This is a genomic window from Paenibacillus paludis, from assembly GCF_042610515.1.
Taxonomy (GTDB): Bacteria; Bacillota; Bacilli; order Paenibacillales; family Paenibacillaceae; genus Paenibacillus_AQ.
Window position 1 is genome coordinate 425,481 of record NZ_JBGJZP010000003.1, and the last position, 25,939, is coordinate 451,419.

At 51.3% G+C, this 25,939-nt stretch carries 21 protein-coding genes; 18 read left to right on the top strand and 3 right to left on the bottom strand.

The window, feature by feature from the left end:
* Positions 1 to 68 precede the first annotated feature (68 nt).
* The 7 genes from fdhF to hydF are packed head-to-tail and all read left to right on the top strand — an operon-like array spanning position 69 to position 8,607.
* Positions 69 to 2,213, top strand: a complete 2,145-nt coding sequence (gene fdhF, locus ACAN56_RS08585) for a formate dehydrogenase subunit alpha (RefSeq protein WP_379142011.1) — start codon at positions 69 to 71, stop codon at positions 2,211 to 2,213.
* On the top strand, positions 2,210 to 2,800 hold the full coding sequence (locus tag ACAN56_RS08590) for a 4Fe-4S dicluster domain-containing protein (RefSeq protein WP_379142013.1): 591 nt from the start codon (positions 2,210 to 2,212) through the stop codon (positions 2,798 to 2,800). The genes fdhF and ACAN56_RS08590 overlap by 4 nt, the downstream gene beginning before the upstream one ends.
* Positions 2,801 to 2,832: 32 nt before the next feature.
* Positions 2,833 to 4,230, top strand: coding sequence for a [FeFe] hydrogenase, group A (locus ACAN56_RS08595; RefSeq protein ID WP_379142016.1), 1,398 nt, complete (start codon positions 2,833 to 2,835; stop codon positions 4,228 to 4,230).
* Positions 4,227 to 4,811 (top strand): 4Fe-4S dicluster domain-containing protein, encoded by a 585-nt coding sequence (locus ACAN56_RS08600; RefSeq protein ID WP_038591225.1) that lies wholly within the window; start codon positions 4,227 to 4,229, stop codon positions 4,809 to 4,811. The genes ACAN56_RS08595 and ACAN56_RS08600 overlap by 4 nt, the downstream gene beginning before the upstream one ends.
* Positions 4,812 to 4,838: 27 nt before the next feature.
* On the top strand, positions 4,839 to 5,879 hold the full coding sequence (gene moaA, locus ACAN56_RS08605; protein ID WP_379142019.1) for a GTP 3',8-cyclase MoaA: 1,041 nt from the start codon (positions 4,839 to 4,841) through the stop codon (positions 5,877 to 5,879).
* A 22-nt stretch (positions 5,880 to 5,901) separates the two neighbouring features.
* Positions 5,902 to 7,308, top strand: coding sequence for an aspartate ammonia-lyase (locus ACAN56_RS08610; RefSeq protein ID WP_052092553.1), 1,407 nt, complete (start codon positions 5,902 to 5,904; stop codon positions 7,306 to 7,308).
* Positions 7,309 to 7,338: 30 nt separating this feature from the next.
* Entirely contained in the window at positions 7,339 to 8,607 is a 1,269-nt protein-coding gene (gene hydF, locus ACAN56_RS08615) for a [FeFe] hydrogenase H-cluster maturation GTPase HydF (RefSeq protein WP_379142021.1), read from the top strand.
* Between the two features lie 88 nt (positions 8,608 to 8,695).
* Here the strand turns inward: hydF and hydG are convergent, their stop codons facing one another.
* From hydG to fdhD, 3 genes are all read right to left on the bottom strand, one after another.
* Positions 8,696 to 10,111 carry a [FeFe] hydrogenase H-cluster radical SAM maturase HydG gene (hydG, locus tag ACAN56_RS08620; protein ID WP_379142023.1) on the bottom strand — a complete coding sequence of 472 codons (1,416 nt, stop codon included), beginning with the start codon at positions 10,109 to 10,111 and terminating at the stop codon, positions 8,696 to 8,698.
* A gap of 100 nt (positions 10,112 to 10,211) precedes the next feature.
* The gene (gene hydE, locus ACAN56_RS08625; protein ID WP_052092055.1) at positions 10,212 to 11,288 is read right to left on the bottom strand and encodes a [FeFe] hydrogenase H-cluster radical SAM maturase HydE; all 1,077 of its coding nucleotides are present in this window, start codon (positions 11,286 to 11,288) and stop codon (positions 10,212 to 10,214) included.
* Between the two features lie 121 nt (positions 11,289 to 11,409).
* Positions 11,410 to 12,165 carry a formate dehydrogenase accessory sulfurtransferase FdhD gene (gene fdhD, locus ACAN56_RS08630; RefSeq protein WP_144024241.1) on the bottom strand — a complete coding sequence of 252 codons (756 nt, stop codon included), beginning with the start codon at positions 12,163 to 12,165 and terminating at the stop codon, positions 11,410 to 11,412.
* A 269-nt stretch (positions 12,166 to 12,434) separates the two neighbouring features.
* Between fdhD and smc the strand changes: the two genes are divergently transcribed.
* From smc to hrpB, 11 genes are all read left to right on the top strand, one after another.
* Positions 12,435 to 16,004: a chromosome segregation protein SMC gene (gene smc, locus ACAN56_RS08635; RefSeq protein ID WP_379142026.1), complete on the top strand. Its 3,570-nt coding sequence runs from the start codon at positions 12,435 to 12,437 to the stop codon at positions 16,002 to 16,004.
* Between the two features lie 67 nt (positions 16,005 to 16,071).
* Entirely contained in the window at positions 16,072 to 17,070 is a 999-nt protein-coding gene (ftsY, locus tag ACAN56_RS08640) for a signal recognition particle-docking protein FtsY (RefSeq protein WP_038591243.1), read from the top strand.
* A 485-nt stretch (positions 17,071 to 17,555) separates the two neighbouring features.
* Positions 17,556 to 19,019 (top strand): circularly permuted type 2 ATP-grasp protein, encoded by a 1,464-nt coding sequence (locus tag ACAN56_RS08645; protein WP_038591246.1) that lies wholly within the window; start codon positions 17,556 to 17,558, stop codon positions 19,017 to 19,019.
* Positions 19,020 to 19,086: 67 nt separating this feature from the next.
* Complete coding sequence (locus ACAN56_RS08650) at positions 19,087 to 20,040, top strand: alpha-E domain-containing protein (protein ID WP_038591249.1); 954 nt, start codon at positions 19,087 to 19,089, stop codon at positions 20,038 to 20,040.
* The gene (locus ACAN56_RS08655; protein ID WP_038591251.1) at positions 20,037 to 20,903 is read left to right on the top strand and encodes a transglutaminase family protein; all 867 of its coding nucleotides are present in this window, start codon (positions 20,037 to 20,039) and stop codon (positions 20,901 to 20,903) included. The genes ACAN56_RS08650 and ACAN56_RS08655 overlap by 4 nt, the downstream gene beginning before the upstream one ends.
* Before the next feature lie 207 nt (positions 20,904 to 21,110).
* Positions 21,111 to 21,920 carry an SDR family oxidoreductase gene (locus ACAN56_RS08660; protein WP_038591254.1) on the top strand — a complete coding sequence of 270 codons (810 nt, stop codon included), beginning with the start codon at positions 21,111 to 21,113 and terminating at the stop codon, positions 21,918 to 21,920.
* A gap of 375 nt (positions 21,921 to 22,295) precedes the next feature.
* On the top strand, positions 22,296 to 22,640 hold the full coding sequence (locus tag ACAN56_RS08665) for a DUF1801 domain-containing protein (RefSeq protein ID WP_038591256.1): 345 nt from the start codon (positions 22,296 to 22,298) through the stop codon (positions 22,638 to 22,640).
* Between the two features lie 136 nt (positions 22,641 to 22,776).
* Positions 22,777 to 23,601, top strand: coding sequence for a DUF2087 domain-containing protein (locus ACAN56_RS08670; protein WP_081965812.1), 825 nt, complete (start codon positions 22,777 to 22,779; stop codon positions 23,599 to 23,601).
* Positions 23,602 to 23,650: 49 nt separating this feature from the next.
* Positions 23,651 to 24,034 carry a GIY-YIG nuclease family protein gene (locus tag ACAN56_RS08675; RefSeq protein ID WP_038591260.1) on the top strand — a complete coding sequence of 128 codons (384 nt, stop codon included), beginning with the start codon at positions 23,651 to 23,653 and terminating at the stop codon, positions 24,032 to 24,034.
* Positions 24,035 to 24,099: 65 nt separating this feature from the next.
* Positions 24,100 to 24,498, top strand: a complete 399-nt coding sequence (locus ACAN56_RS08680) for a DnaJ family domain-containing protein (RefSeq protein WP_038591263.1) — start codon at positions 24,100 to 24,102, stop codon at positions 24,496 to 24,498.
* A 193-nt stretch (positions 24,499 to 24,691) separates the two neighbouring features.
* Positions 24,692 to 25,939, top strand: a 1,248-nt coding sequence (gene hrpB / locus ACAN56_RS08685) for an ATP-dependent helicase HrpB (protein ID WP_379142034.1), incomplete at its 3' end; no start/stop codon positions are given.

A 25,939-nucleotide genomic window follows, 5' to 3' on the forward strand; every position in this document is an offset into this window, starting at 1 on the left:
TACCTTGTATTGGCTTATTTTTGTGTTGCTATAATTGTGCAAAAAATCACAAGGAGTGGTGAGGAACTATGGAGAATAAAGTGCTGACTGTATGTCCGTATTGCGGAAGTGGTTGTCAGATGAATTTACTTGTTGAGGAGGGGAAAATCGTAGGCGCTGAACCAGCGGATGGAAGAACGAACGAAGGGAATCTATGCCTTAAGGGTCATTATGGATGGGATTTTCTGAATGATCCGCAGATTCTTACCGCCCGTATCCGCAAGCCGATGATTCGTAAAGCAGGGACACTGGCAGAGGTATCCTGGGAAGAAGCCATTCAGTATACAGCCGAAAAACTAACAGCAATCAAGGAAAAGTATGGACCGGATGCAATCATGGGAACCGGTTCAGCCCGTGGCCCGGGAAATGAAGCCAATTATGTCATGCAAAAATTTATGCGCGCTGTTATCGGAACCAATAATGTTGACCATTGCGCTAGGGTATGTCACGGGCCGTCCGTAGCTGGGCTTACCTATTCGCTAGGGGATGGCGCAATGTCCAATTCAATTCCTGAAATTGAGGACACGGATTTGTTGTTTATTTTTGGATACAATGCAGCGGTTACCCATCCCATTGTGGCGAGAAGAATTGTTAGTGCGAAGCAGAAGGGCGCAACCATCATCGTAACCGATCCCCGCAAGACGGAGTCGGCCCGCATTGCAGATACTTGGCTGCCCCTTAAAGGCGGCACGAACATGGCGCTTGTCAATGCCTTTGGTCATGTGCTAATTGCTGAGGAGTTATACGACAAGCAGTATGTTGAGAAATATGTGGAAGGTTTTGCGGAATATAAAGCCAGTGTACAGAAATATACACCTGAATATGCGGAGAGCATTACAGGTGTGCAAGCGGCGGAGATCCGCAAAGTAATGAGGCAATATGCGAGTGCGAACAAGGCGATGATCCTGTACGGTATGGGGGTATGTCAATTTGCCCAAGCCGTGGACGTTGTAAAGGGTCTGGCCTCACTGGCGCTTCTGACCGGTAACTTTGGCAGACCTGGCGTCGGGATTGGTCCGGTCCGCGGCCAAAATAATGTACAGGGTTCCTGCGATATGGGGGCATTGCCAAATGTCTATCCGGGATACCAGTCTGTTACGGATGACAAGATTCGTAAAAAATTTGAAAAGGCCTGGGGAGTGGCTTTGCCTCGCAAAGTCGGGTATCGGATTACCGAGATTCCTCATCTCGTTCTAAAGGAAGACAAGGTGAAGGCCTATTATATTTTTGGCGAAGATCCGGTGCAGAGCGATCCGAATGCCTCAGAAGTGAGAGAGACGCTGGATAAATTAGAATTTGTAATAGTCCAGGACATCTTCATGAACAAGACGGCCCTGCATGCGGATGTGATTTTGCCGGCCACCTCCTGGGGTGAGCATGACGGGGTCTACTCCTCAGCTGACCGTGGGTTCCAGCGGATCAGAAAGGCCATCGAGCCTCCCGGTGAAGTAAAGCCCGATTGGCAAATTATCAGCGAGCTTGCCACGGCGATGGGCTACCCGATGTCCTACCGGAACACGGAAGAAATATGGGATGAAATGAGGGGGCTCTCTCCGTCGTTTGCCGGAGCCAGTTATCGGAAGATGGAAGAACAGGGCAGTGTTCAGTGGCCTTGTCCGTCAGAAGATCATCCGGGCACACCGTATTTATATGAAGGGAACCGGTTTACCACTTCCAGCGGCAAAGGACAGCTGTTTGCCTGTGAATGGAGGGCACCGCTGGAGCAGCCGGATCAGGAATATCCGTTGTCCTTGTCCACAGTGCGTGAGGTAGGGCATTATTCGGTTCGGACGATGACCGGCAACTGCCGTGCCCTCAGTCAACTGTCGGATGAGCCTGGTTTCATCCAGATGAGCCCGGCGGACGGATCAAGCTTAGGGATTGAAGACGGCCAGCTTGTACATGTTGTATCCCGCCGAGGCAGAGTGTTAGCCCGGGCACAGATCAGCAACCGTGTCAAAACCGGAGCCACCTATATGACCTACCATTTCTGGATTGGGGCCTGCAATGAGCTGACGGGTGATTATCTGGACCCGGTCTCCAAAACTCCGGAATACAAGTATTGTGCGATCCGTATCGAGAAAATTGCAGATCAACTGCGCGCGGAACAACAGGTTCAGCAGGAATATGAGGCGCTCAGAGCGCAGATGCATGTGGAGGCGAGACCGGTATGAATAATGTACAGCCGAATCCGTTTGTCATTGCCGAAGCGGGCAAATGCATAGGCTGCAAGGCGTGTGAACTGGCATGTTTCGCAGTTCATAACGATCACAATGGGGTTGGGGCGGCGGCGGGTACTGTTACGGTACCCGTTATTCCCCGCCTGCATGTCATTCGAACAGAGAGCTTCACACTGCCGGTACAATGCCGCCAGTGCGAGAATGCGCCTTGTGCGGAAGCCTGTCCGGTTCAGGCGATCCGGCAGGAGGAGGGGACGATAGTTATTCATGAAGAGAGCTGCATAGGCTGCAAAGGCTGTGCCATGGCCTGTCCGTTTGGTGCCGTCAGTCTGTATAAAGCATACAGCAACGGCAAGGTAGTCCCTCAGATTCAACTGAAGGAGCGGCAGCATAGCGCGATGGTACATAGCGCCAAAGTGATCGCCTATAAATGTGATTTATGCCGGACCAGGGACCATAAGGACGGAGCTATGGGAAACGTTCCGGCTTGTGTAGAGGTCTGTCCGGTAGAGGCACTGTCACTGGTTCATCCGGATACCAGTGTATCCTGGTCGCGGACAGCAGCAGCCATGCGACTGTAACACCACTTCAATTCAGAAAAGAAGGTTGCACTATGTCGTATAAGGATCCAATCATTCATATTGACGAACAATTATGTACCGGCTGCAGACGTTGCGCGGCTGTATGTCCTGTGGATGCCATTATCGGCGAACCGGGCCACCCGCAGACAATTGATGCTAATCGCTGCGTCGTTTGTGGACAGTGTGTGCAGATTTGTACCGCTTATGCTGCGGACAACGAGTCGACGACAGCCTCACGAGCGGTAAAGTTACAGGAAAGAGGGCAGCTCCCCAATGTGCGTGAGCCTTTGTTCGCTGCTTATTCGTCAGGGGATATCCAGAAGGTAAAAGCTGTTCTGGCTGATCCGAAACGGTTCAAGGTGGTGCAGTGCGCTCCTGCGATCCGAGTATCTCTGGCGGAGGAGTTTGGGCTGCCCTTCGGCACTTTAACCCCGGGGAAAATGGCGGCGGCGCTGAGACGACTGAAGTTTGACCGGATTTATGATACGAATTTTGCTGCGGACGTGACGATTATGGAAGAGGGCTCAGAGCTGATTGGCAGAGTGATGTCAGGAGAGCGGCTGCCAATGTTCACCTCCTGCTGTCCGGCCTGGGTGAAGCATGCGGAGACGGCAGCACCGGAGCTGCTGGAGCATTTGTCCAGCTGCAAGTCCCCGATGCAAATGGGTGGAGCCTTGTTCAAGACCTACGGAGCGGAGCTGGATGGAATTGCACCTTCGGATATTTTCAGCGTCGCGGTTATGCCCTGTACCTGTAAAAAATTTGAATGCAGCAGAGAAGAAATGAGTGTGGATGGTTGCCGTGAAGTGGATCTCGTTATTACTACAAGGGAACTGGCCAGCTTAATCAAGGATCAAGGCATCGATTTCATTCATCTTCCCGACGAGCCGTTTGATTCACCGCTGGGCAAATACTCTGGAGCGGGCTCGATCTTCGGCGTCACAGGCGGTGTGATGGAAGCTGCGATACGAACGGGGTATGAACTGATCACCCATGAGCAGATTCCCAATCTGCAATTGGATTTTGTCAGGGGAGAGGAAGGCATCCGGACGGCAGAAGTTCAGATTGGCGATTTGGAGCTCAAAGTGGCAGTAGTTGCAGGACTGAAATATGTGGATGCTGTTTTGGCAAAAGTTGCAGAGGGCACCTGCCCGTATCATTTCATTGAAGTGATGGCTTGTCCCGAAGGCTGTGTCAGCGGCGGCGGACAGCCCAAGCTCCTGTTGGAAACGCAGCGGAAAATTGCTTATCAGGCCAGAAAGAGCGCTGTCTACCGCCACGACTCTCATCAGAAGGTCCGCAAATCCCATGAGAATCCAGATATTATCAAATTATATAAGGACTTCTTAGGTGAACCGTTAGGCCATACTTCACATCATTTGCTGCATACCAAATTTGTTGACAGAAGTCTTAAGGAGGAGATGTCATGAACCGGTTTGTCATTGCCGATCCCGATAAATGTATTGGTTGTCATACTTGTGAAGTGGCCTGCGTAGTTGCCCATGCCGGGAATAATATGTTCGTTCAGGAAGAGAGCGGGGCTGACTTCTATCCACGGTTGACAGTCGTCGAGACCGATGAAGTTACCGCACCGGTGCAGTGCAGACATTGCGAGGATGCTCCTTGTGCCAATGTGTGCCCGAATGGCTCCATTACGAGCAAAGACAATAGCATTTTCATCAATCAGGATAGCTGCATTGGTTGCAAGACCTGTATGCTGGTATGTCCTTATGGGGCGATTACAATGGTTCCGGCACATAAAGGTGGCCAAAAGCAACTTCAATCCGGGCTTCGTTCCAATACATCGGGTGCATGGAGCCGCAAGGAGAGAATTGTGGCGAACAAATGTGATTTGTGTGAAGACAGCGGCAAGGGCCCGGAATGTGTACGGGTATGCCCCACAAATGCTCTCCAATTCATCGTTCCAAGCCAGATTGAGGATTCCATTTCCCGGAAAAGACTGGCCAGTGCGCAGTCATTACAGCAGTTTAGCGGTTTTTCGCGCCTCTAATTCAGTCACTATAACGCAGAAAGCAAGGTGGAGCGTTTGTCCGATATCTTGGTCGATCACTTTGGTCGTTTACATAATTATGTGCGTATCTCCGTTACTGAGCGCTGCAACTTGGGCTGTCAGTATTGCAATCCGGGCAGAGTAGAAAAGGCTGTGGAGGGTAACCCGCTTACCTTTGACGAAATTGAACGGATCGTAAGGGTACTCGCTGAGATGGGGGTAACCAAGGTGCGACTTACCGGAGGAGAACCGTTGATGCGTCCGAACCTGGAAGAACTGGTGGCCAGGTTAAGGGCAATCTCCGGGATTGAACGTGTCGGTCTGACCACGAATGGACTGCTGCTCGCCCCCAAAGTGCAGAAGCTGCGTGATGCCGGGCTTACAGATCTCAACGTCAGCCTGGATTCTCTAATTCCAGAACGCTATTCCAGAATCACTGGGGGCGGCGATGTCAGCAAGGTGTTGCATGCTTTAGCAGCTGGTTTTAAGGCTGGCTTCGAGGTACTGAAGCTGAATATGGTCTTGATGAAAGGTGTAAACGATGATGAAATTGAATCTTTTCTGCAGCTGACTCAGAAATATCCGCTGCACGTCCGCTTTATTGAATATATGCCCATGGGTCATGATATCAACGGATGGGAAGCGGGATATATGCCTTTGGATGGAATACTGGAGCGGTGTGCCAAGGCTGGTTTTAGTCTTGAAGCAGATCCGGACCCGGGTAGGACAACTGATGAGCCGACTAGGAAAGCAGCAGATTCCGGCCCGGCCCGTTATTTTCGCATCCAAGGTGCGGCAGGGCAATTTGGCTTGATTCATCCGGTCAGCCAGCATTTCTGTAATTCATGTAACCGGCTGCGTATTACAGCAAACGGTCACGTTAAGCCGTGCCTCTTCTGGAACGAAGAGCTGTATATCCGGCCTTACATCGCTCAATCAGAGCTGCTGAAGCAATTGTTTCTGCGCGCCCTGGAAGCCAAACCTGGCCAGCATATAATGATGGACCAACCGGGCACCAAGCCACCCCTGAAGGCCACAATGCGTCTGATGTCGCAAATTGGGGGGTGAAAAACAATTGAACGACGATCCTATGTTTCGGGTGGAATCGGATGCTTTAGGGAGTGAAGCGGTTCCCAGTGGGGCTTATTATGGAATTCACGCGGTAAGGGCGCGGGATAATTTTGCGGTCAGCGGCCGGCCGGTGAATCCGCGGATCACGCGGGCCATTGTAATGGTGAAGAAAGCGGCAGCCAAAGTAAATGGCAGGCAAGGGGGTATTTCCGAGCAGGCGGCTGCGGGTATTCTATCTGCTTGCGATGAAATTCTACAGGGCCAGATGGATAAACACTTTATTGTGGATGCGTATCAGGGCGGAGCGGGAACGAGTACGAACATGAACGTTAACGAGGTGATAGCCAATCTGGCCATCGAGAAACTTGGTGGACATAAGGGGGATTACCGGCTGATCCATCCGATAGATCATGTGAATCTCTATCAATCTACCAATGACGTGTATCCCACTGCCATGCGAATTGCGATGATTCCGCTGCTTCGCTCGCTTAGTGAAGAGTTCGCCTCTCTTCAGGAGGCATTGCAGGAGAAGGAGCGGGAATACGCTGATGTGTTAAGGTTAGGACGGACTCAACTCATGGACGCACTGCCCATCATGGCCGGACAAAGCTTTGGTGCTTATGCCAAAGCGGTTGCACGGGACAGGTGGCGGCTGTACAAGGCGGAGGAACGGCTGCGGGAGATTAACCTTGGAGGAACGGCAGTGGGCACAGGAATGAATGCCCCCCTTGCTTATATTTATGCCATTGCAGAAGAGCTGCGGGAACTAACCGGAATGGGGCTGTGCCGCAGCGATTTTCCGATGGATGGCACACAGAATATGGATGTGTTTGTGGAAGTTTCAGGTTTGCTCAAAGCCGCTGCAGTGAACTTGCTGAAGATATCCGGCGATTTCCGGCTGCTTAATGCCGGGCCCTCCGGCGGAATTGCAGAATACATCCTGCCGCCTATGCAGGTAGGTTCTTCGATCCTGCCCGGTAAAATGAACCCGGTCATCGCAGAGATGGCCGGGTCAGTCGCTATGAAGGTGATCTCCAATGATACAGCAGTCACTTTGGCGGCGGCCAGCGGACAGCTGGAGCTGAATGCCTTTGCCCCTTTAATCGCAGAATCTCTGCTTGAATCTCTTGAAATTCTTACTGAGGCTGTACGGCTCTTTCATGAGCGATGCGTGCGTGGGTTGAAAGTCGATACTGCACATTGTCTCGAGCATTTGGAACGCTCCGGCGTCATGGCTGCCGCAGCAGTGACGTATCTGGGTTATGACGCCGCAGCTGAACTGGCTACGTCTGCGGCGGCCTCGGGCCGGCCGTTAAAAGAGATTTTGCTGGAACAAGGACTGATGACGAAAAAGCAGATCGATGCCATTCTGCACCCGCTGGAGGTTACCAAACCAGGCATCCCTGGAAGATCAAGAGATTTATAAAGGTTCTAAGATAACGAAGGAGCGCATGTTATGAGCTTAAATAATACCCCGCGTGGAGAACGAATACACATTGCAGTTTTTGGACGGCGTAATGCCGGGAAATCCAGTGTGATTAACGCTTTAGGCGGTCAGGAGACGTCCATTGTTTCTCCGGTAAGCGGGACAACGACAGATCCGGTTTATCAACCGATGGAGCTGCTGCCGGTGGGACCGGTAGTGCTCATTGATACCGCCGGATTGGATGATAGCGGAAGTTTGGGCGAACAGCGGATTCGCAAAACAAATCAGGTTCTGAGCAAAACCGATCTGGCATTGCTGGTGATAGACGCTGTCCAAGGAGTAAGCGAATTTGAGCACAATCTTTTACAGAACCTGTCTTTCAAGAAGATTCCGGTCATTCTACTATTGAACAAAGTAGACTTGCTCGAAGAACATGGTAACGGTGAGGAACACACTGTAGTGGCGGCAAAGGCAAAGGTAGAAGACCAGCTTCATTTGAAGCCAATGCTATTCAGTGCTCTCAGGAATACTGGGATCACGGATCTAAAAGCTGCAATCGTCCGGGAGCTGCCGAGGGACGAAGACCGGTTCCGGCTAGTGGGAGACCTGTTGAATCCCGGAGACTTGGCTGTTCTGGTAGTGCCGATCGATAAGGCAGCACCCAAAGGAAGACTGATTCTGCCCCAGCAGCAGACCATTCGTGACATCATGGAATGTGATGCAGTTGCTGTTGTCACCAAGGAACAGGAGCTTGGACACACGCTCAAGACGCTGGGGCGCAAGCCAAATGTGGTCATCACGGATTCACAGGCATTTCTTAAAGTTCAGGCAGATACCCCAAAGGATATCCCGCTCACGTCCTTTTCCATATTGTTTGCCAGGTACAAGGGGGATCTTCCTCAGCTTGTACGCGGGGTTCGCGCTATTGGTCGTTTGCAGGACGGAGACCGGGTGCTCATTGCGGAAGCCTGCACGCATCACCGGCAATCCGATGATATTGCTTCCGTGAAGATTCCCCGCTGGCTGCGGGAACTGACAGGCAGGCAGCTTCAAATTGAACATGCCGCAGGCAGCGATTTCCCTGCAGGACTCGGCGGTTATTCACTGATCATTCACTGCGGAGCGTGTATGTTGAACCGCAGGGCGATGCTGGGGAGGCTTGAAGAGGCGGAACATGCGGGTGTTCCAATTGTGAATTATGGTGTATTTATTGCCTACGTGCAGGGGGTGTTCCCAAGAGCCATCGAAATGTTTCCGTCTGCAATGCTGGCCTGGGAGGAGGGGGCATATAACCATTAATGCGTATATTAAAGCGGGGGTGTTCCAAAAGCCATCTGAATGGCTGCTGGAACACCCCCTTTTTGTGACAGCGTACATTGGGTGCGGCCTAAAACCGTAGATCTCGTTCGCCGTTATGGATACGCTGAAGTTGCTTTAGGGTCGCTTTTTTGACCGATTCCTTGGGAATGCGCTCCAGATTGTCATGAATCGTCTGCTCTCCAATGGCCCGCATCTCCTCATCGGCGTAATCCAGCAGGTATTCCTGAAACGTCATCAGGGAGTTCGGCTGACAGACATTATGGATTTGGCCGGATTTGGCCAGCTGCATGAAACGGTCTCCCGTGCGGCCTTCCCGGTAACAGGCGGTGCAGTAACTCGGCACATAGCCGTCCTGGCAGAGATTTTTGATGATTTCCATAGGGGAGCGGTGATCGCCTACCATGAATTGCGGTTTGTCATCTTTATCTTTGTTCACACTGTATGCGCCAACACCTGTGGCGGAGCCTGCGCTGATCTGGGAAATGCCCAGTTTGATTATCTGATCACGAAATTCAGCGTCTTCGCGTGTAGAGAGTATCATTCCTGTATAGGGAACGGCTATTCGCAGAACGGCGACGATTTTGGCGAAATCCGGATCGCTGACCAAGTAAGGGTAACTGTCCAGGTTCACATTCTCCGCTTCGCGCAGGCGGGGGACGGAAATCGTATGCGGTCCGCAGCCATAGGCCTGTTCCAGATGCTCGGCATGTTTTAACATGGCTATCGTTTCATATTTATAATCATAGAGCCCATACAGAACACCAATACCAACATCCTCGATTCCGGCTTTCATGGCCCTGTCCATGGCGGTCGTATGCCAATCATAATCACTTTTGGGTCCTTGCGGATGGTATTGCTTGTAACTAGGTCTATGATAAGTCTCCTGAAATAAAATATAAGTTCCAATTCCCGCCTCAGCCAGCTTGATGTAGTCATCGAATGTGGTTGCGGCGATATTGACATTGATCCGGCGGATACTGCCATTGTCCAGCTTCGTATCGTAAATAGTCTTTATGCAGTCGAGAATATAATCGATGGAACAATTGCGGGGATCCTCACCTGCTTCCAGCACAAGCCGTTTGTGTCCCAGAGACTGCAGAACTGTAACTTCCTGGGCAATTTCATCTGAGGTTAAGCGGCTGCGTGTGAATTCAGAATTGGAATGTTTGTAACCGCAGTACACGCAATTATTGACACAGAAGTTGCTGACATAGAGCGGTGCGAACAATACAATCCGGTTGCCGTAGATCCGTTCCTTGATATCTCTGGATACCTGATAAATCTCATTCAGTGTTTCCTGATCTTCCACATTTAAGAGGACAGCTGCTTCTTGTGAGGTCAGTCCTTTACATTGTCTGGCTTTCTCAAGAATTGCGGACACCTTGGCCCGATCCGATCCAGCATTTTCTCCAAATCGCAGCGCTTCTTTGATCTCTTCGTCCTGAATGAAATCCGCCGGACGACTTTCATTTACTCGGCTCACGAACATCCACTTCTTTCTGGGTTCATTATTGGATTGACAAGCAGACTTGGACTCTTCCAACTCGATTGCGAGATGACAACAGGCTGATTCGGTGGCTTCCTTACAATGGAACATGCTGTGCAGAAGAACGGGATAGATAATTCAGACTATCTCCCCGGCCCATATCCACATGGAATCCGGCAGCTTCAATCCGCTGTTCCAGACAGAATCTGCATTGGGCGGATTCGTCACCCAGACAGATTTTGTTATTGTAGAGCGTATATTGGGCTCGTACAGTCAAAGGAGAGAGATTAGGCATGACCACATTGGCGCCTGCTTGCAACGCCAGCTCCCGCCCGTTCGGGTGAGCGGTTCCCATGGCTGTTGTAGCAGGGATTAGGGCATTCGGCACGAAGAGCCGGGCAAGAGCAATCATATCCAGTGTATCTATTACTGTTCCGGCCGGCTCGTCCTTTAAGGGTGTGGCCTGATGCGGCAAAAAAGGGCCAATGCCGATCATATCCGGTTCAAGCGCCTTAAGATACAGCAGGTCTTCAGCCAAATCCCCGGGCGTTTGGCCTGGTAAACCAACCATAAAGCCTGCACCCACCTGATAGCCGAGGGACTTGAGAGCCTCCAACCGATTCCGGCGGCTGTCAAAGGTCATGGTCGGGTGCAGGGCTTGGTACAGCTTACGGGAGGCTGTCTCATGACGCAGCAAGTAACGGTCAGCTCCGGCCGCGAGCAGTGTAGCGTAAGTCTCATCATCCCGTTCACCAATCGACAGTGTTACCGCGGTATCCGGATAGAGTGTTTTAATGCGCGTAATGAGCTCGGCCAGCTTCTCAGTGGTGTACCAGTCGTCTTCTCCGCTCTGCAGAACAAAGGTACGATAGCCCAGCTCATACCCTTCCCGGCAGCATTCCAAGATTTCTTCAGGTTGGAGCCGATAGCGGCTGACTGTCTTATTGCCGGAGCGTATGCCGCAATACAGGCAGTTCTGTTTGCAAATATTGGAAAATTCGATCAGCCCACGCAAAAATACACGGTCGCCATAACGTTCCATTCTTTTCAGATGGGCCAGGTGATGAAGCCGCTTTTTTAGATTTTGGTCCGGGTTCCTCAGTACGGTAATGATCTCTTGAGCTTCCAGTGATTCTTCTTCATATAATCGATCCAGCAATTGTTCCGTTGACATCACTCCCTATCCTGGAGGGGATTAATCATATAACCAAAAAATAACAATTGCGAAGCTCTAGAAAAAATTGTAACAAAAGTAAAAATAGAGAACAGTGAGTTTTGTGCTTGAATTTTGAGGTTCAAGGAGGGGGGAAAGCGGGACAACCGGAGATACGATCCGGACGGGTATACACATTACATGAATTCTGACGAATGAAACCAACGGTGGTGATTCCCAACTGTTCCGCCAGCTCAAGTGCTAGTCCGGTGGGGGCAGATTTGGACAAAATCATTTCACAGCCTATTTTGGCTACTTTCAATAAGATTTCAGAAGAGATCCGTCCGCTGAAAACAACAATTTTGTCATTGAGTTTCAAATGTTGCTTCAGGCAGTAGCCGTAAATTTTGTCCAGTGCATTATGACGCCCAATGTCGCTGCGGGCCAGCAGCACCCCGCCGGCATCGCAAATTGCAGCAGAATGGACGCCACCGGTGCGGTGGAACAGCTCTGATCCGGTTTGCACTTCCTCCATTAAGCGGAAACAATCGTCGAAAGAAAGTGACACATGTACCCCGTCCGCAATTTTGGCCGTTCTGGCATCATTAATGTAGACGAAGCCATGCCGGCTAGACCCGCAGCAGGAAGTTACATATCGCTTGGCGAACAGCTGACGGTGTAATGGGCTTAAGTGGTCTATAGTTACGTGGACGAAACCTTCTTCTTCCTGACTCCAAATCGCCTTGATATCCTGGAACCCTCTAATGATTCCTTCGGATGCCAAATAACCGATAACCATGTCCTCGATATATTCAGGCGTGCATACCAGAGTGACGAATTCATCACCGTTTATTTTGATTGTGACCGGATGCTCCGTAACGATAAGATCTTCCTCCATCGTGATATGGCCACTGCGGTAACGTATAATTTCCCCATGCCGCTCGGATCCGAGTTCCAATGCAATCACCCTTTTTCGTTAGAAATTGAATATCTCAACATTTCCTTAAATGATAAATAATACCATCTAAAAACACACCCTTACTACATCACTTTTCCTAAAAAGTGTCAATTTAATATCTCACATACAGCCTTTGCGTTCTTCATGAATCAGAGCTATTTTAGGAGTTGAACGCTATGGTATAATGGGTCAGAGGTGATAGGCGAGTTATGTTTTTGAAACGGATTGAATTAGCGGGCTTTAAATCATTTGCCGACAAAACGGAAATGGAATTTGTACGCGGCATAACGGCCGTTGTTGGCCCGAACGGCAGCGGCAAAAGCAATATTTCCGACGGCATCCGCTGGGTGCTCGGTGAACAGAGCGCCAAATCGCTGCGCGGCGGCAAGATGGAGGATATTATCTTTGCCGGAAGTGATGCACGCAAAGCCGTGAATTACGGTGAGGTGTCGCTCACGCTGGACAATGAGGATCATGTCCTGCCGCTCGATTTCAGCGAAGTTACAGTAACGCGCCGTGTGCACCGCAGCGGTGAAAGTGAATATTTAATCAATAAGCAGGCCTGCAGGCTGAAGGATATCACAGAGCTGTTTATGGATACCGGCATCGGACGCGAGGCTTATTCGATTATCGGACAAGGCCGGATTGAAGAAATTCTGAGTACGCGTTCCGAGGATCGCCGCGGTATTTTTGAAGAGGCCTCAGGTATTGTTAAGTATAAATCACGCAAAAAAGATGCGGGCCGCAAGCTGGACGAAACCGAGCAGAACCTGCTCCGGATTCATGATTTGATCAGCGAGCTGGAGGATCAGGTAGGCCCGCTCAAGGATCAATCGGAGAAGGCCATCCGCTATAAGGAGCTGCGCGAGCAGCTGAAACAGCTGGAAATCTCCGTGTACGTGCACCAGATAGAAGGCATTCATACCTCCTGGAAGGAAGGCAATGCCCGGCTTGAAACGCTGCAGGTCGAACAGCTTGAGCTGTCCACTGTCGTTTCGGCCCATGACGCCAAGCTGGAGAGCGGGCGTGCTGAGCTTCGAGCACTGGAGGCGCAGGTTGAACAACTGCAGGAACAGCTGCTTCGTTACAGTGAAGCGAATGAGAAAAGTGAAGGCTACGGCGAAGTGCTGAAGGAGCGCAAGCGCAACCTGGAGAACAACCGCGAGCAATTGATGCTTACACTGGGCTCGGTAGGAGAGCGCTCAGAGGGTAGACAGCGCGAGCTGGCAGAGCTGGAGCATAAGCTGCAGCAGTCAAGACAGGCTCTGGAGGAGCTGCGCGCTCAACTGGCAGATGAGGAAGTCCGGCTGGAAGGAGTGGCTGGCGGGATTAGCCAAAGCAAGGAAGAGAAGCTGAAAAGCGCCTTGCTTGAGCTAATGAACCTGATGGCCCAGGCCCGCAACGAAATTCGTTACGCGGATCAGCAGAAGGAAGCCTTGGAGCGGCGGATGAGCCGCAGCGTTGAGGAAAGCGGCAAATGGGTCGCGCGGCTCGCGGAGCTGTCTGCTTCGCAGAAGGGTCTGAAGGATACCATTGCCACACTCGGCAAAGAGATTGGAACGCTGCGCGGCGCCTACATCACGGAGAGCGAGCAGACCAGCAAACGCCAGAAGCTGCTGGAGGAAACGCAGAGCGGACTCCGTAAATGGGAACAAAAGCGCGAAGCCCAGGTTTCCCGGCATGAGACAATGAAGGAAATGCAGGATGATTTTGACGGATTTATGCTTGGAGTCAAAGAGGTCCTTAAGGGAGCGCGCAAAGGCCAGCTAAGCGGTGTGCACGGTGCAGTAGCGGAGCTGATCTCCGTGCCGGAACGGCTGGAGCTGGCTGTGGAAACAGCGCTAGGCGCATCGCTTCAGCATGTGGTTATGGATAATGAAGCCGTCTCCCGTCAAGCGATTACCTTTCTGAAGCAGCGCCAGCTGGGACGGGCTACATTTCTGCCGCTGGATGTCATCCGGCCCCGGCAGATTACCGGCAGCGACCGCAGTATGGTGGAAGGTGCGGAAGGATTTGTCGGCATCGGCAGTGATCTGGTCGGTTATGAGGACAAATATGCAAGCATTGTCGGCAGCTTGCTCGGAAATGTCGTTATTGCAGAAAGTCTGGAACAGGCTAACCGGATCGCCGCCAAATGCCAATACCGCTACCGTGTAGTTACGCTGGAAGGCGATGTTGTCAATGCCGGCGGTTCGATGACCGGGGGCAGTCAGCATAAGAAGAACAACAGCCTGCTGAGCCGTAAACGCCAGCTCGACCAGCTGTTCGGTGAAATTGAAGAAAGCGAACGTCAGATTGCCAAGCTGAAGCAAGGCATCGCCAAACTTCGCGAGGAGCAGGAGAACGCTGCGAAGAAGCTGGAGCAGCTGCGCCATGACGGTGACGAGAAACGTCTGGAGGAGCAACGGGTCTCCGGTGATTTGAAGCAGCTCGAACAGGAACTGCGCCATGTTCAGGAGCAGGTGGATGGTGCGGGTGCCGAACGCAGCGGCTTTGAGAGTGAAGTCCGCAGTCTGGACGAGAGCCGCAATCAGGCGGTTGCCGAGCTTGCAAGGCTGGAGAAAGAAGAGAAGGATTCCCATGAGGCCATCCGCAATGCCGAATCTGAGCGTAAGGCGAGTGAAACGGCTAAGGAAGAGCTGCAGGGTAAGCTGACCGGCATGAAGGTAAGTGAGGGTAAGCTGGACCAGGAGATATTCTCACTGGAGGAACAGCTTAGACGCATGAGGCAAGACGCCGGATCGCAGGATAAAGAGCTGCGCCAGAGCCGCAGTCTGCTTATGACCATCGAGAAGGATCTCGAAGAGAATTCACGCGAAGCGGTCAAACAGAAGGAAGATCTGAACAACTACCGCCTGAAGAAAGAAGAGACGGCGGGTACGCTTGATTTGGCGCGCGCTGAACGGGCGGCGTTAACCCGCAAGCTGGAGCTTGCCGAAGGTGAAACCAAAGACCAGCGGCAGGCTTTAAAGGCCGTGGAGGACAAGCTGCGTTCCACAGAGGTAGCTGTAGGACGGCTTGATGTTGAGCTGGACAACATTCTCCGTAAACTGAGCGATGATTACGAGCTGAGTTATGAACTGGCGAAGCAGCGTTATCCGGTTCCCGAGGATGTGCCGGCCGCACAGCTGGAGGTGCAGCGTCTAAAGCGCAGTATATCTGCGCTTGGCGAAGTGAACCTGGGGGCAATTGAGGAGTATCAGCGCGTGCATGAACGTTATACTTTCCTCAGCGGCCAGAAGGATGATCTGGTGGAGGCCAAAACAACGCTTTACCATGTCATTCATGAGATGGAAGAAGAGATGTCCAAACGCTTCAAGCAGACCTTCGATGCCATCCGCCGTGAATTCGGCACGGTTTTCTCGAAGCTGTTCGGCGGCGGACGGGCGGACCTGATGCTGCTTGATCCCGAGCATATGCTCGACACAGGCATAGATATTGTCGCCCAGCCTCCCGGCAAAAAACTGCAAAATCTGCAGCTGTTGTCAGGCGGTGAACGCGCATTGACCGCTATGGCGCTGCTGTTCGCCATCCTGCAGGTCAAACCGGTGCCTTTCTGTGTGCTGGATGAGGTGGAAGCGGCACTGGATGAAGCGAACGTAGTCCGCTTTGCCCAGTATCTGCGCGAGTTCTCGGAGCAGACACAGTTTATCGTGGTTACCCACCGCAAAGGAACCATGGAGGAAGCGGATGTGCTGTATGGTGTAACGATGGAAGAAGGCGGCGTATCGAAGCTTGTCTCGGTGAAGCTGGAGGATGAGGAAGCGGAGATTGCCTAAATGAAAGCATTGTATTTCGGAAATGAACCGGGGAATCTGGTGTCTTAACGATAAGAGGAGGAAGAGCATGAGTTTTTTTAAGAAACTGAAAGAAAGTATTTCCGGTAAAACCGAAACGGTTACCAAACAGTTCCGCGACGGTCTGGAGAAGACCCGCAAGGGTTTCGTTGAGAAGGTATCCGACCTCATCATCCGCCGTAAAAAAATAGATGAAGAGTTTTATGAGGAACTGGAAGAGATTTTGATCGGTGCCGATGTCGGGGTAAATACGGTAATGTCGCTTGTTGAAGAGCTTCGGGCTGAAGTGAAGCAGAAACGGATTGAGGATGCCTCGGAGCTGCAGCCGATCCTCTCCCGCAAACTGATGGAGCTGCTGCGCGGTGATGACGACAACAGTCTGAAAGAGAATCCGGACGGAATCACCGTTATTCTGTTCGTCGGCGTAAACGGTGTCGGCAAGACAACAACAATCGGCAAGCTGGCACACCGCTACAAACAGGAGGGTAAAAAGGTTCTTCTCGCCGCAGGCGATACCTTCCGGGCCGGAGCGATTGAGCAGCTTGAGGTCTGGGGTCAACGGGCTGGTGTTGACGTCATCAAGCAGCAGGCGGGCTCTGACCCGGCTGCAGTAATGTTCGATGCCGTGCAGGCAGCCAAGCAGCGGAATGTGGATGTGCTGATTTGCGATACGGCGGGAAGACTGCAGAACAAGAGCAACCTGATGGAAGAGCTGAACAAGATCTTCCGGGTCATTCAGCGTGAAATTCCCAGCGCTCCGCATGAGGTGCTGATGGTGCTGGATGCGACTACCGGTCAGAATGCCTTGACGCAGGCGAAGCTTTTTGGTGAAAAAAGTGGCGTTACCGGCCTGGTGCTGACCAAGCTGGACGGGACCGCCAAAGGCGGTATTGTTGTGGCGATCCGCCAGGAAATGAATCTGCCGGTGAAGCTGGTTGGACTGGGCGAGAAAATGGAGGATTTGCAGCCATTTGATTCCGGACAGTTCGTTCATGCGCTGTTCGCCGGGATGATCTCTGACGAAGATCAGAAGGAAGCGCAGGAGTAACGCGCCGCAGGCGCTTCAAACGAGGATGAACTATGATTACCATAAAAGCCCTGCAGAACGGTTCACGTTCTGCAGGGCTTTTGTCATTACTGATTGTGTGAAAAAACAACTGCCACCAGGTTTTTTTGTGAAAAAGCTGCCCCCTCTTTAAATAGAAGGAACGGGTGCTTTTATATTTGGATACTTATATTAAAAAAACATTATATGAAAAATTCATAATAGTACTGCTTGTCAACTCACCTGCATACAATTCAATGTATAATTCACTTTCGTGCTCCCGAAAACTAAACTCATGAGAAAGGAAGCGATTCCACGAATGCTGGATGGGGTATAAACTCCATTTTGTTGTTATATATATTGACATGAACAATATCATTTACGTATTATGAGAGTAGTATTTAATATTTTCATACTTAATTCTTAAATTACGAACCAGCTTGTCAACAAACTTCACACATTATAATGATCCGAAAGGAGTCGGGCTCATGTCCAAACTTGATCCTTTGCCCGGTCTGTCTCCGTATCCGCTGCAGCATTTCTATGATGAAATGTATGCCGATGAACGGAGCATCCGTCCTCATTACAAACATGTGAACCGCATGTTTTCCGGGATGAGCCCTGAAGAGCTGCAAGGCAAGCAGAAGCTGCTGCAGCGCCGGATGATGGAAGAAGGTATTACCTTTACGCTGTACAACCCGGCACAGGATCATCCGATGGAACGAACGATTCCTTTCGATATGATTCCGCGGATTATCCCCAAGGGGGAATGGGAGAGGCTTGAGGCTGGCATTGTCCAGCGGATCACGGCTTTGAACCTGTTCATCCATGATATTTACCACGAGCAATACATTGTAAAAGACGGGATTGTCCCGCGCCGCATGATTATCTCCAACTGTTATTTCCGGCCGGAGATGGCGGGACTGCGAGTCCCCGGCGGTGCTTATGTCACTACCTCGGGCATTGACCTGATCCGCCATCATGACGGAGAGTATTATGTGCTCGAAGACAACCTGCGTACTCCTTCCGGCTTTTCCTACCTGTTTAAAGGCAGATCACTCATGAATCAGCTTTTCCCCGAATTGTCTTTCGCCAGCTCCATCCGGGATGTGGATCATAGCTTAAACCGTTTTCTGTCTGTGCTGCGGAGTTTATCTCCGTCGAGGACCAAAGATCCGGTTATTGCGCTTCTGACCCCGGGAGAATATAACTCCGCTTATTATGAACATGCTTTCCTGGCACAACAGATGGGCATTCATCTTGTAGAAGGCCGTGATCTGGTGACCCAGGACCACAAAATTTATCTGAAAGAAATGAATGGGCTGCGCCGTGTAGATGTGTTGTACCGCCGATTGGATGATGACTATATCGATCCGCTGGCGTTCCAGCCCAGCTCCCTGCTTGGTGTCGCCGGACTGATGAATGCCTACAGGGCAGGCAACATTGCCATCGCCAATGCACCGGGAACCGGAGTAGCCGATGACAAAGCCATGTATGTCTATGTTCCAGATATGATCCGGTATTATCTCAATGAAGAGCCGATTCTGGGCAATGTCCCCACCTACCTGTTATCACGTCCGCAGGAACGCCAGTATGTGCTCGATAATCTTGCGGAGATGGTCGTGAAGGAGACATCACTCTCCGGCGGCTATGGCATGCTGATTGGAAGTGAAGCTACCAAGGAGGAACTGGTTGATTTCCGGCTCAAGATCCTCGCTGACCCTGCCCGTTACATCGCCCAGCCGATTATGTCGCTGTCAAGAGCGCCGGTATTGTCAGGAGGGACAATGGCTCCGCGTCATGTTGATCTCCGTGCATTCGTGCTCATGGGTGCGGACCGCAAACCGCATGTGATTCCCGGAGGGTTAACCCGGGTTGCCATGAAGGAAGGCTCGCTGGTCGTGAATTCTTCACAAGGCGGTGGGGTCAAGGATACCTGGGTAATGGCCTGAGGGAAATGTATATTGCGTCTGGATCATAAAATGCCGAATCACTATGTTAGATGAGGGAGTGGCGAGGATGCTGAATCGTAATGCGGAGGCTTTGTTTTGGATCGGCCGGTATATTGAACGGGCAGAGAATCATGCGCGGCTTATCGATGTGCATTATCATATTCAACAGGAAGAGGACTTCCAGGAGGAAGGACATAAATGGTCGAGGCTGATTGATGCGCTCGGGGTCAGAAATGAATACCTGCGGCAATTTGACAGCTTTTCGGAACAGGATGTATTGTCCTTCATTACGCTGGATCTGGGCAATTCCAATTCTTTATTCTCTTGTGTTCATCAAGCGCGCAACAATTTGCGCACTCTGCGTCAGCATTTGCCAAGCGAGCTGTGGGATATTGCCAACGGTTTTAATCTGTGGCTTGCAGAGCAGTCGGTAGCGGATATTATGCGGGGGCCGCATCATTTCTATCAGCAGGTCAAAGAGCGGGCGGCGATGTTTCTCGGGGCAGAGCAGTCTGTCATGCTGAGGGGAAATGAATGGCATTTTATTGAGAGCGGCCGCTTTCTGGAACGGGCAGAGAACACGACACGGATTCTGCAGGCGGTCACTGTACAGTGCAAGTCTAAGGAAATTAACGCGATTTATACCCAGCTTCAGGCGGTGCTGAAATCCGTGAGCGGTTATCAATCCTTCCGAAGGTATTATGCAGATGCCATGTCACCGGAGAGTATTCTGGAGTTCCTCATTGTGAATGCCTCTTTTCCGCGTTCGGTCCGCTTTTCATTCCATAAATTGGAGGAGCATTTAGCCAAGCTCGAGCTGGATACTTCTGAGAAGGGCTCCGGGCATGAGAAGGTCATTCGCCAGGCCGGAAAGATCAAAGCAGAGCTGGATTATATGGAGAAAGAAGAAATGTCCGGCGATCTCGTCGAGGATGTGCTGCATTCGCTGATGTTATCATGCCAGAGACTGGGCAAAACGATGGAAGGCGCCTTTTTTCGCCGCGAAGGAGTGCGGGTATGAAAATTCAGATCCATCATACGACCACCTACAGCTATCCCGAGCCGGTTACGGACAGTGTCAATGAAATCAGGCTGACGCCGCGCACGAATTACCGCCAGTCCTGCTACCATCATGAGGTTGAGGTGTTTCCCCCCGCCAATTTGCTGACTTACGAGGATTTCTTCGGCAACCGGGTTCATGCTTATTCCGTGAACAAGCCGCATACGGAGATGGTCATCCATACGAAGGCGACCGTAGTGACTTTAGATAAAGCACAGGGTAACGATCTGCCGCATCTTCCGCTGGAAGAGCAGGTGAGACTGCTCAATGATGAGAAATTCCAGAACCGGTATGTTGAGTTCATCTTGCCGACGCGTTATACGGAAGTGACTCCTGAGCTGGTTGAATTTGCTTCACAGCATCCCTTTGACGAAGCCGATGATATGTACGAGTGGACCAAAAAGCTGTCATCGACCATCTACGAGCAATTTACGTATGATCCCGAGGCTACCAGTGTGAACACGACTGTGAAAAAAGCATTAAAGCTGAAGCGCGGCGTCTGCCAGGACTACGCACACTTGATGATTGCGGTCTGCCGCAGTGTCGGTCTGCCTTCCAGATATGTTAGCGGGTATCATTTTGTCGGTGATTTGCAGGGAGCTAATGCCAATTTCGAGCAGGCTTCGCATGCCTGGGTGGAGACGCATATTCCCGGCACGGGCTGGCTTGGTTTTGATCCCACCAATAACGTGGAAGTAAGCTGGCGTTACATCAAACTTGGGCATGGCCGGGATTACAAGGATATTGTACCGGTCAAAGGTGTCTACCGCGGAGTATCGGGTACGCTCACCGTGAAGGTGGATGTCCGTCAGTTGGGAAACTAAATGTACAGAATCCAGGCCCCACATTGTGGGGCTTAGTTTTGTATCTAAATGAGATAACCGGGTCACATCCTCTTGTTTTGTGCATCTTTAGTGCAACTTGCTGCCTGGTTTGCACAAATTTTGCATAACCTGATTATAATCAAGGCCGATTTGGGTAATCTTGAAACAGAGCCACTTGGATGGACGAATCGGAAGGAGAGTGTACATATGAGCCCAAATATAGCTAAAAAGCAGCGTTTTCTTGGAAAAACAGCCATAATCACAGGTGCGGGCTCGGGAATCGGCAGAGCGACGGCGATTCAAATGGCGCGCGAAGGTGCAAATGTAGCCTTGTTTGATCTGGTGAATGAGCGTACTTCGATCCTGGAGCAGAAGCTGAACAAGCTCCGCAAGGATTGTGCACTGGCCATTGACGTAGACACCTCGGATGAGGAACGGATGAAAGAAGCAGTGCGCAGGACCGTTGAGCATTTCGGAGGTCTTGATGTTGTGTTCGCCAATGCTGGAATCAACGGAGCTGTGGGTCCGATTGAGGAACTCAGCCTTAGTGATTGGGAACGTACTATATCGGTCAATCTGACCGGAACCTTCCTGACGCTGAAGTACAGCATTCCCCATCTGAAGGATAAAGGGAAAGGCAGCATCATTATCACCAGCTCGATTAACGGCAACAGCAGATTCGCCAGCTTCGGCTGGTCCCCATACAGCACAACTAAAGCCGGTCAGGTAGCCTTTGCCAAGATGGCGGCACTGGAGCTGGCCAAGTTCAAAATCCGGGTCAATGTAATCTGTCCTGGTGCGATTTCCACCAATATTGATGAGAGCACGGAATTTAATGAGGATATGGAAGCTATCGTGATTCCGATTGAATTTCCGGAAGGGGCACAGCCACTCGCGGATGGACCGGGCAAACCGGAAAATGTAGCGGATCTGGTTGCTTTCCTAGCCTCGGATGAATCCATTCATATAACGGGTGCGCAGATTGTGATCGACGGTGCAGAATCCCTGTTGTCCTAACCCATAACGCAGCGGGTGATACATCATCTGCTTCCCAGCAAACAGCCTTAGCCGGTGATCAGATCAATGATCAGGGTTGAGGCTGTTTGCTGTGTTTTTCTTGTTGTAAACATACAGGTTATGGTAACATTTCAGCTAAAGGGCCTGGGCTGACCCGGACTCATAAGTATTATTATGCTATACAATGGCTCTACCCTGTGGTGCGGGCGCTTTTCCCTAAATATGCGGTTTCACTAAAAGAGATCGGTCTGGCTATGATTCATCTATCAGTCCATGGATCTGACCGCGATATTCTGGAAAGCCGGGAGATTGCCGCCATCGCAAGAGAGCAGTAGGTTAACTGTTAAATAATCTATCACAGAAAAAGGTGATCCTATGAATCAAGAGGTGACAGATTTCATTAACACTGTCCAACAGCCATGGCAAAATGAGCTGTGTAATCAACTCCGCCAGTTGGTTCATGATTCCATTCCGGAGGTACAGGAGCGTATTCAATACGGCAAACCGCATTTTCTTAAAAACGGCAAATATGCTGCGGTTATTACCACCGCTAAGGGTTGGGTGACCTTTTCCATCTTCAATGCAGCAGAATTGGAAGCTCCTGACGGATTGTTCGAAGCCGGAAAACCGGAAAGAAGAACAACCAAGCTGCTTGAAGGCAAACCGGTTGATTATGAGCTGCTGGGTGCATTGCTGAAACAAGCCTCGGCTACACTCTAGGGTAGTTCATAGAATCGGATGCTGAACAATAAAAGGAATGAAACACTGCCGAAAGGTGGTGTTTTTTATTTTTTCACAAGAACAAAAACTAAACAATCTAATTAGATAGTTGTAAAATAACAAACAAAATGATAATATGTCTATATTAAATAAAGCGGATTGGGTGATTGAGTTGCCGGAAGGAAAGGGTTCAGTCAGTATTTCGGAAAAATTCTGGAATGCCTCGATTGAGGAGTTAAAGCAAGGTTATATTTTTGAGACGCGAGACCGTTCAGGAATCTATACCTGTCTGGTATGCGGTGAAGAATATGAGAAGGGTATTATCTATAAGAATGACAACCATTACTATGAGGCAGAGAAATATGCTGCGCTTCATGTGGCCAATGTTCATGGCACCATGTTTAATTGGCTGCTCGGAATGGATAAGAAACTTATAGGGCTGACGGATCTGCAGAAAGGGCTGCTGCTTGCATTTCATCAGAGCCTCAGTGACGGGGAGGTTGCCAAGGAGTTAGGAATCGGCAGTACTTCCACGGTGCGGAATCACCGGTTCACACTGCGTGAGAAGGTCAAGCAAGCCAAATTGTTTCTTGCCGTCATGGAGCTGGCTGAGGAGAAACCGGGTGTTTCTTCACCATTTGTAAGTATCCCGCGCTCCGCTTCCATGATCGATGAACGTTTTGCTATTACGGAAGAGGAGAATGCCGAGATCCTTGGGACTTATTTTAAGGAGGGACTGGATGGCCCGTTATCCGAATTTCCCAAGAAGCAGAAGCGGAAAGCCGCCATTCTTCGCCAACTGATTAAGAGGTTTGCCGCCGGCCGCAAATACAGTGAGAAAGAGGTTAACGCCATTCTGGGTGAAGCCTTCCCTGATCATGTCACACTGCGGCGCTATCTGATTGATTATGGCCTGCTGGACCGCGAGGATGACGGCAGCAGCTACTGGGTTAAATTATAGAGCCTGTGCCCCGGGACAGAGCTTATTATTGAAGGAGAGATCAGGAATAATGGAAAAAGCAAGACGCAAAGAACTGGCCTATGATTATGCCCACTCTCATCGGCCGATGGGTGTATACCGGATTGTGAATACGAAGAACGATAAGTCTTTTGTAGGCAGCAGCCTTAACCTGGAAGGCGTATGGAACAAGCATAAATTTATGCTCGATATTAATAGCCATGACAATAAATCGCTGATGGCCGACTGGGTAGAGTACGGGGAAGAGGCCTTCCGTTTTGAGATTCTGGAACAAATTAAACCGGAGGAGGATTTTGTGGCATCCGTGTCCGAGCTGGCCAAATACAGAAAGCAGCTTCCGGAGCTGGAGAGCAAATGGATGGACCAGCTGTCTCCCTACGGAGACCGCGGTTATCATAAACCCAAGCAGAAATGAAATGACATAGCGGCTGTGTTAAAATAAGAAGCAAAACGGGTTCTGAACACAAGGAGCGGTACGATATGGGTATGCTGTCATGGCTGGCGGAGCAGCGGATTCAGGAAGCGATGCGGAGCGGGGAATTCAAGGATCTTCCCGGGGCTGGAAAGCCGCTGGAGCTGGAGGACTTGTCGGGGGTTCCTGAGGAACTGCGGATGTCATTCAAGATTATGAAAAATGCCGGGCTGCTGCCGGAAGAGATCACACTGCGTAAGGAATGTGTAACCCTTGAGGAACTGCTGGCAGCATGCCGCAACAGCGGGGTTACTAGTTCTGGTGAACAGAAAACGCTGGAGAACAAGCTCTCCATGAAGAGACTTCGGCTGCAGGAACTGCTGAGGCAGCGCGGGCTGGAGAGCAGCAGTTCCATCCTGGAGTACGGCGATAAAATTCGTCAGAAGCTGCTGAGTGAAGAAGAATGAGTCTGCGCCCGGAGGGGCGGCAGGCTTTTTTTTGTTATCTTTCGGTATATCTGTATCCGGTTGGGAGAGTTCGAATCCAACTTTATGAAGCATCTTGAAATTTAGGATCGTTTCGCCCATGATGATTAGGCAGGATAGATGCAATACGCGCTGCCAATTATACTAAGTTAATCACAGATTATGGAGAGAAAAGATGAAACAGCTTCCTATTATGCAGGTGCTCCCTGACCTGAAATTGATACTGAATAAGAATAAAGCAGCTGTACTTATTGCCGAACCCGGTGCGGGGAAGACGACCGGAACCCCTCCGGCTTTTTTGGACGAGCCTTGGATGTCTGGCAAGAGTATTCTAATGCTGGAGCCCAGAAGGCTTGCAGCCCGTTCAGCGGCTGTTTATATGGCGGCCTGCCTTGGAGAGAGTGTGGGACAGACGGTAGGCTACCGGATGCGTATGGACAGCAAGGTTGGCAAAAACACACGGATTGTTGTTGTGACCGAAGGTGTGCTGACGAGAATGCTGCAAAGCGATCCTTCACTTGGCGATGTTGGACTTATAATTTTTGATGAATTTCATGAGCGCAGTCTTCATGCTGATCTCGGGCTGGCACTGACGCTGGAGGTGCAGTCTGTGCTGCGTGAAGATCTGCGTATTCTCATAATGTCAGCTACACTGGATGGAGAACGGGTGTCGGCGCTGCTTGGCGGAGCGCCGGTAGTGGATTGTCCCGGCCGCACCTATCCGGTGGAGACGATTTATGTTCCGGGATCAGGCACAGCGCAACTGGAGCAAGCAGCGGCCATTGCCGTCCGCCGGGCCCTGGATGAGCAGTCCGGTGATGTACTGGTGTTCCTGCCCGGCGAACGGGAGATCCGCCGTACCGAACGTGAGCTGCAGAGCGGGGCGCTTCCCCAAGGGACGGTGCTGCGGCCGCTTTATGGCCAGCTCCCGCAGGCCATGCAGGATGCGGCGGTGGCTCCAGCCGTGCCGGGTGAGCGCAAGGTCGTATTGGCAACTTCCATCGCCGAAACAAGCTTGACCATCGAAGGGGTGCGCACGGTGATTGACACCGGGCAGCGCCGTACGCAGGTATTCTCTCCGCGCACCGGCATGCCGCGGCTGACAACAGTGCCGGTATCGAAGGCATCGGCTGACCAACGCCGTGGCCGTGCCGGGCGGACAGCGCCGGGAGTCTGCTACCGGCTGTGGAGCAGCGAGGAGCATCAACGTCTTCCGGACGACAACGTGCCGGAGATCATGGAAACCGACCTGGCGCAGCTCGCGCTGGAGCTGGCGCTATGGGGCGTGCGCGATCCTGCCGCGCTGCCCTGGCTGGATGCGCCGCCCGCCGCGCCTTACGCGCAGGGCGCTGCGCTGCTGCGCCAGCTCGGCGCGCTGGATGCCGGCGGCGCCATCACGCCGCACGGCCGCAGCATGGCCGCG